A 15,233-nucleotide genomic window follows, 5' to 3' on the forward strand; every position below is an offset into this window, starting at 1 on the left:
TAAGGAACCGCCACGTGCCGAACGGCATGCGTGGTGGTGTGAGAGGTCGGAAAATGAAATAGGAGGAAACTATTTCATTTTCCTCCTACTCGATTACCTTAGTCGCGGCATATAACCTGCATATACGTATGAAAAGAATCACTGGCATACTAAGCTTTATATCCGGAATATTCTGGGTAATAGGAAGTTTGTATATCATAACCAACACATCAGCCCATCTTTCCGGTATCGCTTTGCTGGCAATCTCGTTATCATACATAGCGATGCTAAAGGTTACAAAATTCTGGTCGAACGAAATTACGGGTAGCTGGAATATTCAAATATTAGGATTAACAACTCTGGTTGGCTGCATCTTTTACCTGTACCTCGCTACGGCTATTATCGAACACGATATATTCGATGACATCAAAGGTATCATCATTCTTATAGTCACTGCGCTTTCAATAATCATACAAGGGTTTTACTTTCAGATAAACTACAAAAAGAGAACTGAAAAGATAAAAAGGTAGCACTTATAATCCGGCTTAAAAGTATATCCCATTCCGGAGATAGCTTCATTAAAACATGAATACAAAAGACTTAAACAAAATACTTCAGGATTTTGATATATTAAGCATCTTAAACGATTTTAATCCGGTTGTAGTTGGCACTATTCCTATTGGCATCAATATTCCCGGAAGTGATATTGACATTGCATGCCAGGCAGAAGATTTAATGCTATTCGGACAATTTATCAGGTCTCGTTTTTCTCATTTCCAATCCTTTCGGGACAACTACAATGAAAAGCGTTATGTCGCTTCTTTCGATATCAGGGAGATACCTGTCGAAATATACGCGGAATCAACTCCCTCGAAAGAACAAAACGGATTCAGGCACATGACTATAGAAAACAGGATATTGCAAATACTTGGCGATGCTTTCAGGCAGAAAGTAATAACCTTGAAAATGCAAGGATATAAAACAGAGCCGGCTTTCGGGCTTCTACTGGGGATGAATGAGCCATACGTAGAGTTGTTGCAATTGGAAGAAATGACAGATAATGAACTGAAAGACCATTTAAAACAGCTTCTTAAAAGTCGTTCTGATGCTAATCAAGGTTAAAAAAACACAATAGCTTATTGTCCCAAAGGGACTGAATGTGGATAACCGCGGGTAAAACCTGTGGCAGGAACTGACCGTAAAATATGTCTCCCTATCCGCCTTTTATCCATATTAGCCCACTTCGCCAACTTAGAACGCCGACTGTAAAACAGAAGAGTGATTTATAATCACAGAGGAGTGAAACGTATAAAAATGAACAAAGAAGATGCAGGATAAAATATTTTGCTAAAATTTAAACAGGCTCTTATATTTTTTATACTTTTACCTAAACAGATAAAAAACCAAATATGTCAAGAAACTACGCACCTCAAAAATTAAAGACTCAGATATTAATTTTGATCACAGGGATTATCCTTGGGGTAATGGTCATGTACCTGATAAATGAGAAAAAGAAAAGCACGGTACAAATATCTCACGACATGATACTTCAAAAGATAGAAAGTCTTGGAAATCTTGAAGTAACGAAATACAGCATTCAGGACATGATGGAATATAAGAAAGTGCGGAGATGGCTTCCCAATGCCAGAACTGCCCTGATTGTATCAGGAGAAATAATTTGTTGCGTAGACCTTACCAAACTACAGGCAGAAGACATTGAGGTTTCCCAGAAAACAATACGATTGCAGTTGCCCTCTCCTGAAATATGCCATGTAAAGATCGACCATTCAAAATCACGTATTTATAACATGGAATATGGCTTATGGGAATCGGCTGATATAGTAGACGATGCTTATACATTTGCTGAAAAGCAACTCAACGAAAAGGCCAAACAACTGGACATGCTAAGCCAGAGCCGGGATAATACAGTAAATCTCCTCAGGCCGATATTACTAGCCATGGGGTTTGAAGAAGTGAATATTACGTTCAAGCCAACTGGTTCAAAGGGCTAACAGTTTAAGGAGGATATAGAGCGTCTTATACAAGACCTGCACATAAAAAGCCTACCTTAATTTTATTTAACAATAAAAAGCATCAAATTTAATTTTATAATATTTAATTTTACACAATATAATTTTGGAAAACTAAAATGGACGAAAGTTTAAAATTAGATAATCAACTCTGTTTCCCCATATATGCCCTTTCGAGGCAAATAACGGCCATATATCGCCCTCATCTGGACAAGCTGGGGCTTACGTATCCCCAATACCTTGTGTTGATGGTGCTTTGGCAACATAATACGGTTACAGTGAAACAACTGGGAGAACTTCTATGGCTCGATAGTGGCACGTTGACCCCTCTATTAAAAAGGATGGAAGCCAACGGGCTCTTAAACCGCAAGAGATCTTCCGAAGACGAAAGAGTAGTGGATATACTCATCACAGAAAAGGGGAAGGGGCTGGAAAAAGAAGCTGAATCCATCCCTCCTGCAATAAAGGAGGCCTTAGATACAGACGATGAGCAATTAGTACAACTGAGAGAACGATTAAAAAAAATATTACATATAGCAGGCAAATGCAATGACAGACTATTGTAAGTAGCCTATAATTAATAAATTACAAATAAATAAAACATTATGAGCTTAATAAACGCACTCCAATGGAGATATGCAACAAAAAAATTTGATCCGGCAAAAAAAGTTGAACAAAAGCTGATAAACGAAATAATAGAGGCAGCCTGGCTGGCTCCTACTTCATCGGGATTACAACCTTTCGAAGTAATAGAAATCACGAATCAGGAGCTAAAGGAACAAATAGTACCTATAGCCTTCAATCAGCAACAGGTAGCAGACTGTTCGCATCTACTGGTATTTGCAGCATGGGACAATTATACCGAACAACGTATAGATACTATCTATAAATATACTACCGAAGGCCGTGAACAAAATCCGGATCAGTACAAAGACTATACCGACCGGCTAAAAAAAGCCTATCTGCAACGTCCGGCTGAAGTAAACTTCGAACACGCTGCCCGTCAGGCATATATCGCCTTTGGTTTCTCAATGGCAATGGCTGCCGAACTAAGAATAGATTCTACTCCAATGGAAGGTTTCGACAATAATGCATTAGATAAATTACTAAAATTGAACGAACGCGGCCTCAAAAGCGTTACTATATTACCATTAGGTTATCGCGATGCTGAAAACGACTGGTTGGTAAATCTCAAAAAGGTACGCCACCCTAAAAAAGATTTTCTGATTGAAATAAAATAATAATATTCACTAGAGTTTATATTCAATAAGATTATATATGGTTTATTCTCTGTGATTTAATTGCCTGCTGCTTTAGCTGGAGGATAATAGTCTAATCAGATAATGGCTTTAGCCAAAATGTTTTGACTAAAGTCGTTTTCTATCTGTATTATTATCCACGACTTGAAAGTCGTGGCAACTAAAACTCCTAAAAATATGCATCTTACTCTTTTATTGAATATAAACTCTACTAAATTAAATAAAAAAAATTATGGCAAAAGTAACATTCAAAGGTTCTCCTGTAAATACCAGCGGACAATTACCGGCAGTTGGCTCTCCGGCTCCGGATTTCACACTTGTGAAAACAGACTTATCTGATGTAACATTAAAAGACCTGAACGGTAAAAATGTTATCCTTAACATTTTCCCTAGTCTCGATACAGCTGTATGTGCCGCTTCGGTACGCAAGTTCAACAAAGAAGCAGCAAGCCTTCCCAACACTGTGATCCTGGCTATATCTGCCGACCTTCCGTTCGCAGCAGGACGTTTCTGTACTACCGAAGGTATTGAAAATGTACATCCGGCTTCAACTTTCAGAAATCCTGAATTTGCTAAAGATTATGGGGTGTTGACTCTCGATGGCCCGTTAAAAGGTCTTTTAGCCCGTTCGGTAGTCGTTCTTGACGGAAACGGTAAAGTATTATACAACGAACTGGTTGAAGAAACAACAAACGAACCAAACTATCAGGCAGCGATCAGTGTCCTAAAGTAAGGACAGATTGCAGATAGTGAAAAATATATAGTTACAGGGCTTTCTCTTAATACTGAGAAAGCCCTTTTTGTTTTTATATTATTCAGGCTGCCTTGCCTCCATTATTTCCTCATAACACCTAAACATATCTGCACCCATAAACTCCATTGCAGCACCATCGTAATGCAACCTGTCGCCTAAATGGGTTTGGTTATGGCTCATGTCTACACATTTAAAATTTCCGTCTGTCCGGCTTATTTTATGGAAAGCATTATTAATGTGAATCAAGGGTTAAAAAGCACAGTAACTTATTGTCCCGAAGGGACTGAAGGTGGATAACCACGGGTAAAACCCGTGGCAGGAACTGGCTGGAAAATATGTCTCCGTAGGAGGCAAATAGTAAAAACAAATGCCATTCGCCTCCTACGGAGACGGCCTCTCCCTATCCGATTTTTCCACGGGTTTTACCCGTAGTTATCCATATTAGCCCACTTCGTGGACTTAGAACCCTGACTGCAAAACAGAAGATTGATTTATAATAGTATACTGCAACCCTAAGCAACCCTTGATTCGCATTATTAATAGCATCGCATGCATAATTTAGTTTATATCTTATTTTTCTCTACCTTTGCACCTTCAAAAAAAATTAAAATACAAACCAGATGCTAATTGTTGATAGCTTAAAGGTAGAATTAGGCGACAGGGTATTGTTTGACAATATCAGCTATATAATTAACGATAAAGACAGGATTGCGCTTGTAGGTAAGAACGGGGCGGGTAAGAGTACCATGCTGAAGATTCTGGCAGGCGTCAATACACATTTCAAAGGAAGCATTACCGGCCCTGATGGGGTAACGGTGGGCTACCTGCCTCAGGTAATGAAGATAACCGATGAACGTACAGTAAGGGAAGAAGCTTCTCTGGCGTTTTCATATATTTTCGATTTGCAGGCTAAAATCGAGGATATGAACAGGCAACTGGAAACTCGTACCGATTACGAATCGGATGATTATGCCAAATTGATAGACGATTTTACGCACGCGCATGAACGCTTGTCGATGGTAGACGGCATCAATTTTGAGGGAGAGGTAGAAAAGGCGCTGCTGGGACTGGGCTTTAAACGTACCGACCTGGATCGTTCCACCAGCGAGTTTAGCGGTGGATGGCGTATGCGTGTCGAACTGGCAAAGCTATTGTTAAGCAATCCGGATGTGATGTTACTCGATGAGCCTACAAACCATCTTGATATAGAGTCTATTGGCTGGCTCGAAGATTTCATTAATACTCAGGCAAAGGCAGTTGTATTGATTTCCCACGACCGGGCGTTTATAGATGCGGTTACAAACCGTACTATCGAACTTACGATGGGACGTATTTACGATTATAAAGTAAACTATACCAAATATGTGGAACTGCGCCAGGAACGCCGCCAACAGCAGATACATGCCTGGGAGGCGCAGCAGAAACAGATAGCAGAAATAGAGGAGTTTATCGAACGGTTCAGGGCTCAGGCGGCTAAGGCTGTACTTGTGCAGAGCCGGATACGGCAGCTGGAAAAGATGGAACGGGTAGAGATAGACGAAGAAGATAAATCACAGATACGCATTCGTTTTCAGCCTGCTACACGTTCGGGCAATTATCCTTTGACCGTAGATATGGTGACCAAGAAGTATGACGACTATCTGGTGTTCGAAAACGCTAACCTGATGATAGAACGGGGCGAAAAAATCGCTTTGGCGGGAAAGAACGGGGAGGGGAAGTCCACCTTTGTGAAATGCGTGATGGGCGAAACTCCTTATGAGGGGAATATCATCTTGGGGCATAATGTGCAGATTGGTTATTTCGCGCAGAATCAGGCGGATTTACTGGATGAAGATCTGACTGTATTCGAAACCATCGACAGGGTTGCCGAAGGCGATATCCGCACACAGATACGTAACATACTGGGAGCATTCATGTTCAACCGTGACGATTCGGACAAAAAAGTAAGGGTGCTTTCGGGGGGAGAGCGCACACGTCTGGCTATGATTAAGTTGTTGCTGGAACCTGTGAATCTGCTTATTCTCGATGAGCCTACCAACCATCTGGACCTGAAAACAAAGGAGGTATTAAAGAATGCCTTGCTGGATTATGACGGTACGGTTATACTGGTATCTCACGACCGCGACTTTTTGGATGGACTGGTTACCAAAGTGTATGAATTTTCGGATAAGAAGGTACGGGAGCATATTGGCGGCATAAAAGATTTTCTTGCAAAAAAGAGGGCTTTGTCTTCGTAAATGGTTGTTTAATTGATGTTTTTACTTACATTTGCATTTGTTGGAAAATTTTAATAAAAACTACAAAACTTAAAGAAAATGAAAAAATTATTGTTCTCATTGCTTGCTGTAGGCTTTATCTTAACATCCTGTGGAGGTACTTCCCCTACTAAATTTAACGATGCTATCGTTAAAGCTAACACAAATATTTCGAATGTAGGAGGAACGTATATGAACACGTTGTCTGCAGCTCTTAGTTCCAGTTCGTATGATGGCATTGCCGCTGTTACTGATAGTGCTTTGGTAAAAATTGACGCGGAGTTAGCTATTGTGAAAGCATTGGAAGTTCCCAAAGGTGGCGAATCTTATAAAGATGCTGCCGTTAAAACATACGAAAGCCTGAGGGCATTTGTTGAGTCGGGTAAGAAATTCTCTACATTGACAAAAGATTCATCAGTAGAAGATATAAATAATGTTTCGGCTGAATATGAAGCTAAAATGAAGGTGTATACAGATAGTTTTGATGAACTGACCAAGGCTCAGGTAGCTTATGCTGAAGAAGCCGGGTATAAGATTGAAAACTAATCCTTTAGATAATATAGGAAAGCCTCGGTCTTATAAGGACTGAGGCTTTTTATTTTGTAAGAACCTGTATTCTAATCACTTCTTTTGTACTCTGGTCTACTTTGCAGCGCTCGTCGGAACGTTCACCTATAACCCAGATGATATTGTCGCCGGAACAGAGCAGCCATGCTTCTTCTTTTTCAAAGAGGCTGTATTTCCGGTCTGTAAAGTAATCACTCACTTTCTTTTTGCCTTTCATGCCGAACGGGATAAACCAGTCGCCTCGGCGCCATCTCCTTATCGTTAAGGGGAATGTGACCTTGTTCTTATCCAGATACAGGAGATTCTTATCCTTTTCTATCGTAAGGCTTTCATCTGCTTTTACAGTTTCTATCGCCATTGGTATCGGGTATGATATGGCAGTCTCATCTTGCTGAATGGTAAAGCTCTCAAGAGACAGGTTCTCTCTTTTCTTTATTAGGAATAATTCTCTGTCTTTAACCAGTTTATGAGTTTCTGAATAGAATACTTTCCCTGATTGGCTTATAAGGGATTCAAATATTTGCCTTACGGTAGCCGTATTGAAGTTGTAAGGGGATAGTAGTTCATATAATATAGCTTCGGGTTCCAGATACCTGACCAGTGTCTGTATATTGATGCTGTCGTCTTTAAATACATCGGCCTTTACCTGTTGGATATAGAACTTATAGATATTCTCTACCGGAGAGAGATGTTCTGCCGTACGTATAATGGAGTCTTTTACCGACGGGTTGATAGTCTCCAGCAGCGGTATTATCTTTAATCTGATTTTGTTTCGTGTATACAGGTCTTCGTTGTTGGTGCTGTCATCCACATAGTTCAGCCCCCTTTCTTTCAGATAATGCAGTATATCGCTGCGGGTAAGGCAAAGGAGCGGGCGTATTATATTCCCGTTTTGCGGAGCTATCCCGGTCAGTCCCCTTATGCCTGTTCCTCTGATCAGATTGAGTAGGATTGTTTCCACCGAGTCGTCCCGATGATGGGCTACGGCTATTTTGTCAGCCAGATGGATTGCCCGTATCTGTTCAAACCAGTTGTATCTTAGTTCGCGGGCAGCCATTTCTATCGATATGGAATGTATTTCGGCGTATGCTTCCGTGTCAAAGTCGATGCGTTCGTATTTCAGGTTATACTTCTGGCACAGTTCTTCTACGAAGAAAGCGTCCCGGTTCGACTCTTCTCCCCGGAGGTGGAAGTTGCAGTGTGCTACTACGCATTCGAGTTTCAGGCTATGCAGAATATCCAGCAGGGCAACAGAATCCGCACCACCGCTGACACCGACTATCACCTTGCTGTTATTCGTAAACAGCTGGTTCTCTATTATATATTGTTTGACTTGTGCTATGCTCATGATTAAATACAAAAATAGTATATCTTTACCTATATCGATAACGAATTGAACAATTATTGATGGCGGTTACACATAAAAGAACTACTGAAATGCGACTTATTCTGTTGATTCTGGATAAGGACATGTTCATTCCGTTTGTCCGGTTCTGATATACTGGCCTTGTTTCAGGTATTTGGAGGTATTATCTTCAGATATGAGAAATAATGCTTCTCTACCTTTTTGGAGAGCAGTTGTATATTCAGCATGTCCGATGCTTCGGAGATATCTTTAATTACACCATCATTATACAAGATGTCTATACTGTCGTCGGCTTCGTTATACATATTGGTACAGATAACGTCCGAAGAGCAGAAATATGAAGCTCCTTGTTCGTCTATTCCAAATTCATCCATATAAGTTTTGATGTGTTTTTGTATCTGTGATGGAGATAAGGCCTCATTGGTTATCTCTATTTTGAATAGTTTCCGGTTTACAAGGCAGTCGCTCAGTTTGGATAAAACAATATCTTCATGTTCTGCCCAAACTTTGAGCGCGCTCCATATATCATTGTCATCTAACTTCACAAAGTGTAATAATACTTCTTCGGGATTCTTTTCAAAATAGGCTTTATCTATATTCTTTTCCAGAAAATATTGCAGGGCGGGAGAGGCAAATAGATTATTCCCTTTGCTTGCCAGCTCTTTAGCTCGCATCAGTGCCTTTATCAGCATCTTTTCGGCGGCAACGGCGGTCTTGTGTAAATAAACCTGCCAATACATCAGGCGGCGCGAGGTGAGGAAATTTTCGATGGAATAGATACCTTTGGCTTCCACTACTAACTTATCGTTCTTTAGGTCAAGCATCTTTATAATGCGTGCCGAACCGATATTACCTTCTGTAACTCCGGTAAAAAAGCTGTCGCGGCGTAGGTAATCCAGCCTGTCTACATCGAGTTGCCCGCTCACTAATTGATGAAGGAACTTTTTAGGATACCCGTTTTTGAATATTGATATACAAATGTCGAGGTCGCCTTTAAATTCTTTATTCAGATAGTTCATTAAAGACAGGGAGAACTCTTCGTGATGTATGCCGTTTGTTAAAGTATGTTCCAATGCATGCGAAAACGGGCCGTGCCCTACATCATGCAACAATATACAAGCTAATGCTCCTGTAGCTTCATCGTCTGTTATTTCATGTCCTTTCGCCCGCAGTACTTTGATGGCTTCATCCATCAGATACATGGCGCCGATAGAGTGATGCAGGCGGGTGTGTTGTGCTCCCGGATATACATAAAAGGCTAAGCCCATTTGCCTGATTCTATTCAGTCGCTGAAGTACCGGGTGCTGTATGAGTTTATATAAAAAGTTGTTAGGTATGGTAATAAATCCAAATACAGGATCATTGATTATTTTTTTCTTGATAGTCATATATTTATCGGAATAAAGTAAAAAAATATATTGCTAAACAAAGATACAGACATTTTGTGAATATGCTTCAAATAAAGGAATCCGGAGAAAATAAATACCAACAGAATGGAAATTTAGGTTGTTAACTAAAAGGGTTTCGTTATAATTTCATATATTTGTATCTAGTTGAGAAAATGAAGCAAGTTAAGTGAAGATTTTATTGAAAAAAAAGTTAGGCATCCTCATCATTAAGGTTAGGTATATGTTGGGGCTGATTAGGACAGACAGGAATTCGGTGATAAAGGAGTATTTAGAAAAAGTCTCATAATTTCTGTAAAGTCAAAATCTTTATTAATTTTGGCAAAAAAATAAATAATGGAAATTCTGGAAACTTTTCTTTTGCCTAGTGCATGGATTGCACTCCTTACACTATCTTTTCTGGAAATAGTACTTGGTATAGACAATATCGTATTTTTGTCTATTGTATCAGCCAAGCTCCCCGCCAAGGAACAGCCCAAAGCACGTAGTATAGGACTTCTTTTGGCTATGCTTTTCCGTATAGCTCTACTTTTCTGTATCTCTTGGTTAATGAAATTGACGAAGCCAATTATCAGTTTTGATACACAATGGCTCGATGGTTCTATTTCGGGACAAAGTATTATCATCCTGGTTGGAGGGCTCTTTCTGCTCTATAAGAGTGTGACTGAAATACATCATAAATTGGAAGGAGAGAGTGATGCGGTTACTACAAAATCGAAAACGAGTTTTTGGGGAGTTATAGTCCAGATTGTAGCGTTGGATATCGTTTTTTCTTTCGATAGCGTGCTTACTGCCGTGGGGTTGGTTAGTTTTAATGAATTCGGTTATGTGGGGGCAATGACCATTATGGTTACGGCAGTAGTGCTGGCTGTGATGGTAATGCTGCTGTTCTCCGGTCCGGTCAGTAAATTTGTGAATGAGCATCCTACTATCCAGATGTTGGGACTCTCTTTCCTGATCCTTATCGGTGTCATGCTGATTGTAGAAGCCGCCCATCTGTCCCATCTGTCAATTTTCGGAACTGTGGTCGGAGAAATACCTAAAGGGTATATCTATTTTGCTATTGCATTCTCTTTACTGGTTGAGTTTCTGAATATGAAGTTGAGGAAAAAATCTAAACCTGTAAAGCTGGTTGATTCGGAAATTATTGAAGAAGATAAGCAATAATAAGTAACTGTTTAAATAAATTTAAACAGTTACTTAGACTGAGTAGTTAATCTTCATGCGAATCAAGGGTTAAATGTGCTATTTTTTGTCCCTTTAGGGACTGAATGTTGGTAGAAAGAAGCTTTAACCGGTTAATTGCGTGCCGTCAGGTACGCAATATCTACAGAACAATTCACATTTTGTACCTGACGGCACAAAAAAACGAATTTCATTCATGTTTCTACCAATATGATGTGCCTAACGGCACATTTAACCCTTGATTCGCATTCTTCAAATCTTTTTACCCTATTATACGACCTTACTATAGTTGAAATAAAAAAAATAAGGATGCTTATTTAAGCATCCTTATTTTATATAAGATCTATTTACTTACTTGGTAACAGCAGTGAATACAACTACACGGTTCCATTGATCTGTAGGGAACAGCTGTTCTTTATCTCCACTAGCTTTAGTTGTGATACGGCTTGAAGATATACCATACTTGTCAGTCAGTACTTTTGCTACAGCAGCAGCACGTTGTTCTGACAATCTTTGGTTGATAGCAGCAGTACCGGTACTCTTATCGGCATAACCGGTTACGATTACGTTAACCTGAGGGTTATCTTTCAGGTAACGAGCAGCATTGAAGATGTTGATATCCTGGTTTTGCTCAAGTTTTGCACTACCGATACGGAATACGACAACAGCATTCATCAGTACCTCTGTTTGTTCTTTAATTTCTTTAGTCTTTTCTACTACTACCTGAGGTTCTGGTTTTATAGCCAGTTCGCGTTGCAATCTGCTGATTTCAGAATCTTTGCTGTCGTTCAAAGCTCTCAGCTCATTGATTTTGTCGTTCGCTGCTTTGATAGCCGCAGGGTCTGCCGCGTCCACCATTTTAAATCCTCCTCTTGTGAAGTTGTATGTAAGACCCACCATAGCGTTTACTGTTCCGTCATACTTTTTACCTTCTACGCGTCCGTTGAAATTATCAGGATACAAGTTACCTGTTAATTCAAGGTTCAGGCTAACCGCGTCGGTTATACGGAAATCTCCCTGCAAACCTACACGGGGAACGATGCTGTTGGTTTTGCCATAGCCTTCGCCACCGAAAGCTTCTACATTGTCTTTACCCCAACCGTGGGCATAACCGATACCGGCTAAAAAGATTAAGTTGAATCCTCTTTCAGGATTGTAAGGCATAAACAGATTTGTAAGGTTCAATAATCCATCGAGGTTTGTCTGGATATAGCTTACCTTATATGTTCCTTCGCCAAATGTGTTATTGTAATAATTCTTTGATTGCCAGCCACCAACTTGTAGACGGGCACCAACTTTTGGCGAAAAGTATTTACCAACCGATATAGCGGCATGAGGAGAAAGTAAATCACCGAAACCAGCGTCACTGTGATATTCACTTATTGTGTAAGATCCCCCTATTTGTCCTTGTAGGAACCAGTGATCGCCAAATTGAGTAGGTGCATAGGCCTTTTCTTGCGCATAACTATAGCTGCCTGCTATAAATAATGCTGCAATAATAAAAATAATTTTTTTCATCTTGTGCTTTTTTTAAGTTTCATTTAATAGAACAACTTGCGTTGTACATTGTTCAAGTTTGTATAATTAATTGTCTTTCTTTTAACGCGAAAGTTCGGCTCAAAGGTATTATAAATATGTTATTGTTACAAAAAAAGCTATAAAATAAATGGAAGCAAGTAAAACAATTGTTTGATGACTTTTTGATTATTTATTTTCATAAATCATTTTTTTTTGATATTTTTAGACGCCGAAAACCTACTTGGCTGGCTTGTTTTTATAACAAGAATTACAGTACATGACAAAAATTTATATACTAGCTCTAACCCTTCCCCCTCCGGGGACTTCCCTTTATCAAAAGGGAAGAGCGCCTGCGGACAAAACGGCATCTGTCTCCGCTTTGCGACTCTCCCCTCGCTTCCCCTCCCTTGGGGGGCGGGAGTGCCCGGAGGATGAGGGGGCTGAACCTTAATAATGTTTTTGTCATGTACTATGAACAAGAATACACAATAATTTGTATTTAACATACTGAAATTTATTATAGACAATAAAATTATATGGCGCATCTACCTGATTTTATAAGTGATCTGGCAATTATATTGATAACGGCCGGAGTAGTAACGATTATATTTAAATGGCTGAAACAACCTGTCGTATTAGGATATATTGTCGCGGGTTTTCTGGCTAGCCTCCATTTTAAGAAATTTATAGAGAGCCTGGTCGTGAAAATTTCCGGTGCTTCGCACGAAAGTGTAGCATCTGTATTCAAGGTATTACCGGAAATATCCGACATGGGCAATGTAAGTATATGGGCCGAAATAGGGGTAATCTTCCTATTATTCGCCTTGGGACTTGAATTCAGTTTCAAGAAATTGATGGATGTGGGGGGTAAAGCCTCCATCGCTACCCTGATAAATCTCGGTTCTATGATAATCATAGGCTACCTGGTAGGCCAATTGTTTATTGTGAACCTTATAGAAGGCTGGAACCAGATGGATAGTATTTATCTGGGCTGTATGTTGTCTATGTCTTCTACCACTATCATTATAAAAGCGTTTAATGATATGAGCCTGCAAAAAAAGAAATTTGCGGGAATCGTATTCGGGATGCTTATAGTAGAGGATATCGCCGCCATTATTATGATGGTATTGCTTACCACATTTGCATCCAGCCAGCATTTCGAAAGCGGGGAATTGGCCAACAGTGTGATAAAGCTGTTCTTCTTCATGCTTATCTGGTTTGTTGTCGGCATCTATATGATACCTACGATACTGAAAAAGCTAAAGAAATATCTGAATGATGAAACCCTGCTGATAGTGGCGGTCGGCTTATGCCTTGGTATGGTATTGTTCGCCTCTGCCGTAGGTTTCTCTGCTGCTTTGGGCGCATTCATCATGGGATCCATCCTTGCCGAAACGATAGAGTCCAAGCATATCGAACATCTGATGGAGCCTTTAAAGAACCTGTTCGGAGCGGTATTCTTCGTTTCGGTAGGTATGATGATCGATCCTGCTATTATCGCAGAATATGGGATGCTGGTAATAATACTGACGCTGGTAGTGCTCATTGGCCGTATATTCTTCGCCACACTGGGGGTGCTGGCGTCAGGCGAAGGGCTGAAAGTTGCCATGCAATCGGGATTCAGTCTGGCGCAGATAGGGGAGTTCTCTTTTATTATCGCCACTTTGGGTGTTAGCTTGGGCGTAATCACAGATATGCTGTACCCTATTATCGTTGCCGTATCAGTGATTACTACTTTTACTACACCATATTGTATCAAACTGGCCGAACCTGCGTATGGCTGGCTTGAAAAGAAAATTCCGGTTAAATTCAGCAAGATAAAGGAAGGCTATGGAGCTTCGGGCTATGAAACTATAAACCAACAGAATGATTGGAAGAAATTATTGAAAAGTATCCTGAGCCTTGTCGCCATCTATTTTACGATATGTGTCGCTATATTGCTTATATTCCAGAATTTTATAACGCCATATATTGTAGAGTATGTGCCCGGTAGCATCTGGGGGCGCATATTGGCTGCCGCGATAACATTGACGCTGATGGCTCCGTTCCTGCGCGCCATAATGATGAAGAAGAACCGTTCCGAAGAATTTAAAAGTTTATGGAAAGATAACCGTCTGAACAAGGGAGCTTTGATTTCCCTGATATCGTTCCGTATTATCATTTGTATCGTACTGGTTCTTATGGTGTTGATTCCGCTATTCCCAAGGCTGACCGTATTGATGGTAATGATATCGTTAGTGGTTGTGACATTGATCATATTTTCTCAGGGATTCAAGGCGCAATCCCGTAAGATTGAAGCCCGTTTCCTCGAAAATCTAAACCTGAAACAAAAACTGGATGAGAAAAAAGCCGCTATTTTGCCGACAGTAGCTAAAGATTTGCGGTCTAAAGATATACATATCGCTGAATTTGAGATATCCCAATCTTCCTCGAGTGTAGGTAAGACCCTGCAGGAATTGAATTTCAGGCAGAAAACAGGCGTTAATATCGTAACGATAATCAGGGGTAGCAAAAAAATAAACATTCCGGATGGCAACGACCGTATTTATCCGTTTGATAAACTGGTAGTATCCGGTTCTGATGAGGAAATGCTAAAGCTATCGCAATACCTGGAAGAAAAGAAAGAGCAGGCATCGAATATGGAAGAAGAGGCTCAGTATCATATCAGTCTATCCCAGTTTATCATAGAACCCGGTTGTTCGCTTATCGGGAAGTCTATTGCCGGAGCCGGAATAAGGGAAAAGACCGAATGTATGGTAATCGGTATAGACAGGGGAGAAGAGTCCATTATCAATTTCACTCCTAATTTTATGTTTGACGAAGGCGATGTTATATGGCTGGCGGGAGAGAAAGACAAGCTAAATTCTTTTGAAGAAAATATAGCGAATCTGCAACCTATAATTCCTTAAAATAA

14 protein-coding genes are annotated in these 15,233 nt (G+C 40.1%); 10 read left to right on the forward strand and 4 right to left on the reverse strand.

Annotated features, from left to right (window positions below):
* Positions 1-128 precede the first annotated feature (128 nt).
* The 6 genes from D0T84_RS15040 (at position 129) to tpx (ending at position 4,001) form a co-directional block, all read left to right on the forward strand.
* Entirely contained in the window at positions 129-509 is a 381-nt protein-coding gene (locus tag D0T84_RS15040; RefSeq protein ID WP_163308681.1) for a hypothetical protein, read from the forward strand.
* 55 nt (positions 510-564) lie between these two features.
* A complete protein-coding gene (locus D0T84_RS15045; RefSeq protein WP_163308682.1) occupies positions 565-1,101 on the forward strand; it encodes a DUF4269 domain-containing protein in 537 nt (178 codons plus the stop codon).
* A 287-nt stretch (positions 1,102-1,388) separates the two neighbouring features.
* A complete protein-coding gene (locus D0T84_RS15050; RefSeq protein WP_163308683.1) occupies positions 1,389-1,991 on the forward strand; it encodes a DUF4230 domain-containing protein in 603 nt (200 codons plus the stop codon).
* 137 nt (positions 1,992-2,128) lie between these two features.
* Entirely contained in the window at positions 2,129-2,575 is a 447-nt protein-coding gene (locus D0T84_RS15055; RefSeq protein ID WP_163308684.1) for a MarR family winged helix-turn-helix transcriptional regulator, read from the forward strand.
* A 39-nt stretch (positions 2,576-2,614) separates the two neighbouring features.
* Positions 2,615-3,250: an NAD(P)H-dependent oxidoreductase gene (locus tag D0T84_RS15060; protein WP_163308685.1), complete on the forward strand. Its 636-nt coding sequence runs from the start codon at positions 2,615-2,617 to the stop codon at positions 3,248-3,250.
* A gap of 250 nt (positions 3,251-3,500) precedes the next feature.
* The gene (gene tpx, locus D0T84_RS15065; RefSeq protein ID WP_163308686.1) at positions 3,501-4,001 is read left to right on the forward strand and encodes a thiol peroxidase; all 501 of its coding nucleotides are present in this window, start codon (positions 3,501-3,503) and stop codon (positions 3,999-4,001) included.
* A gap of 78 nt (positions 4,002-4,079) precedes the next feature.
* On the opposite strand, the gene D0T84_RS23010 is transcribed toward tpx, so the two are convergent.
* Complete coding sequence (locus D0T84_RS23010) at positions 4,080-4,202, reverse strand: hypothetical protein (RefSeq protein WP_255495400.1); 123 nt, start codon at positions 4,200-4,202, stop codon at positions 4,080-4,082.
* 440 nt (positions 4,203-4,642) lie between these two features.
* Between D0T84_RS23010 and D0T84_RS15070 the strand changes: the two genes are divergently transcribed.
* Positions 4,643-6,259 carry an ABC-F family ATP-binding cassette domain-containing protein gene (locus D0T84_RS15070; protein ID WP_163308687.1) on the forward strand — a complete coding sequence of 539 codons (1,617 nt, stop codon included), beginning with the start codon at positions 4,643-4,645 and terminating at the stop codon, positions 6,257-6,259.
* A 78-nt stretch (positions 6,260-6,337) separates the two neighbouring features.
* Positions 6,338-6,823, forward strand: coding sequence for a hypothetical protein (locus tag D0T84_RS15075; protein ID WP_163308688.1), 486 nt, complete (start codon positions 6,338-6,340; stop codon positions 6,821-6,823).
* A 49-nt stretch (positions 6,824-6,872) separates the two neighbouring features.
* On the opposite strand, the gene tilS is transcribed toward D0T84_RS15075, so the two are convergent.
* Positions 6,873-8,192: a tRNA lysidine(34) synthetase TilS gene (gene tilS, locus D0T84_RS15080; RefSeq protein ID WP_163308689.1), complete on the reverse strand. Its 1,320-nt coding sequence runs from the start codon at positions 8,190-8,192 to the stop codon at positions 6,873-6,875.
* 164 nt (positions 8,193-8,356) lie between these two features.
* Entirely contained in the window at positions 8,357-9,598 is a 1,242-nt protein-coding gene (locus D0T84_RS15085) for an HD domain-containing protein (protein ID WP_163308690.1), read from the reverse strand.
* 354 nt (positions 9,599-9,952) lie between these two features.
* On the opposite strand from D0T84_RS15085, the gene D0T84_RS15090 reads away from it, so the two are divergent.
* Positions 9,953-10,783 (forward strand): TerC family protein, encoded by an 831-nt coding sequence (locus D0T84_RS15090; protein WP_163308691.1) that lies wholly within the window; start codon positions 9,953-9,955, stop codon positions 10,781-10,783.
* 369 nt (positions 10,784-11,152) lie between these two features.
* Here D0T84_RS15090 and D0T84_RS15095 read toward each other — a convergent pair whose 3' ends face one another.
* Positions 11,153-12,319, reverse strand: coding sequence for an OmpA family protein (locus D0T84_RS15095; protein WP_163308692.1), 1,167 nt, complete (start codon positions 12,317-12,319; stop codon positions 11,153-11,155).
* A 536-nt stretch (positions 12,320-12,855) separates the two neighbouring features.
* Between D0T84_RS15095 and D0T84_RS15100 the strand changes: the two genes are divergently transcribed.
* Positions 12,856-15,228, forward strand: coding sequence for a cation:proton antiporter (locus D0T84_RS15100; protein WP_163308693.1), 2,373 nt, complete (start codon positions 12,856-12,858; stop codon positions 15,226-15,228).
* Positions 15,229-15,233: the final 5 nt, after the last annotated feature.

It is taken from the genome of Dysgonomonas sp. 521 (assembly GCF_010501055.1).
Classification (GTDB): Bacteria; Bacteroidota; Bacteroidia; order Bacteroidales; family Dysgonomonadaceae; genus Dysgonomonas.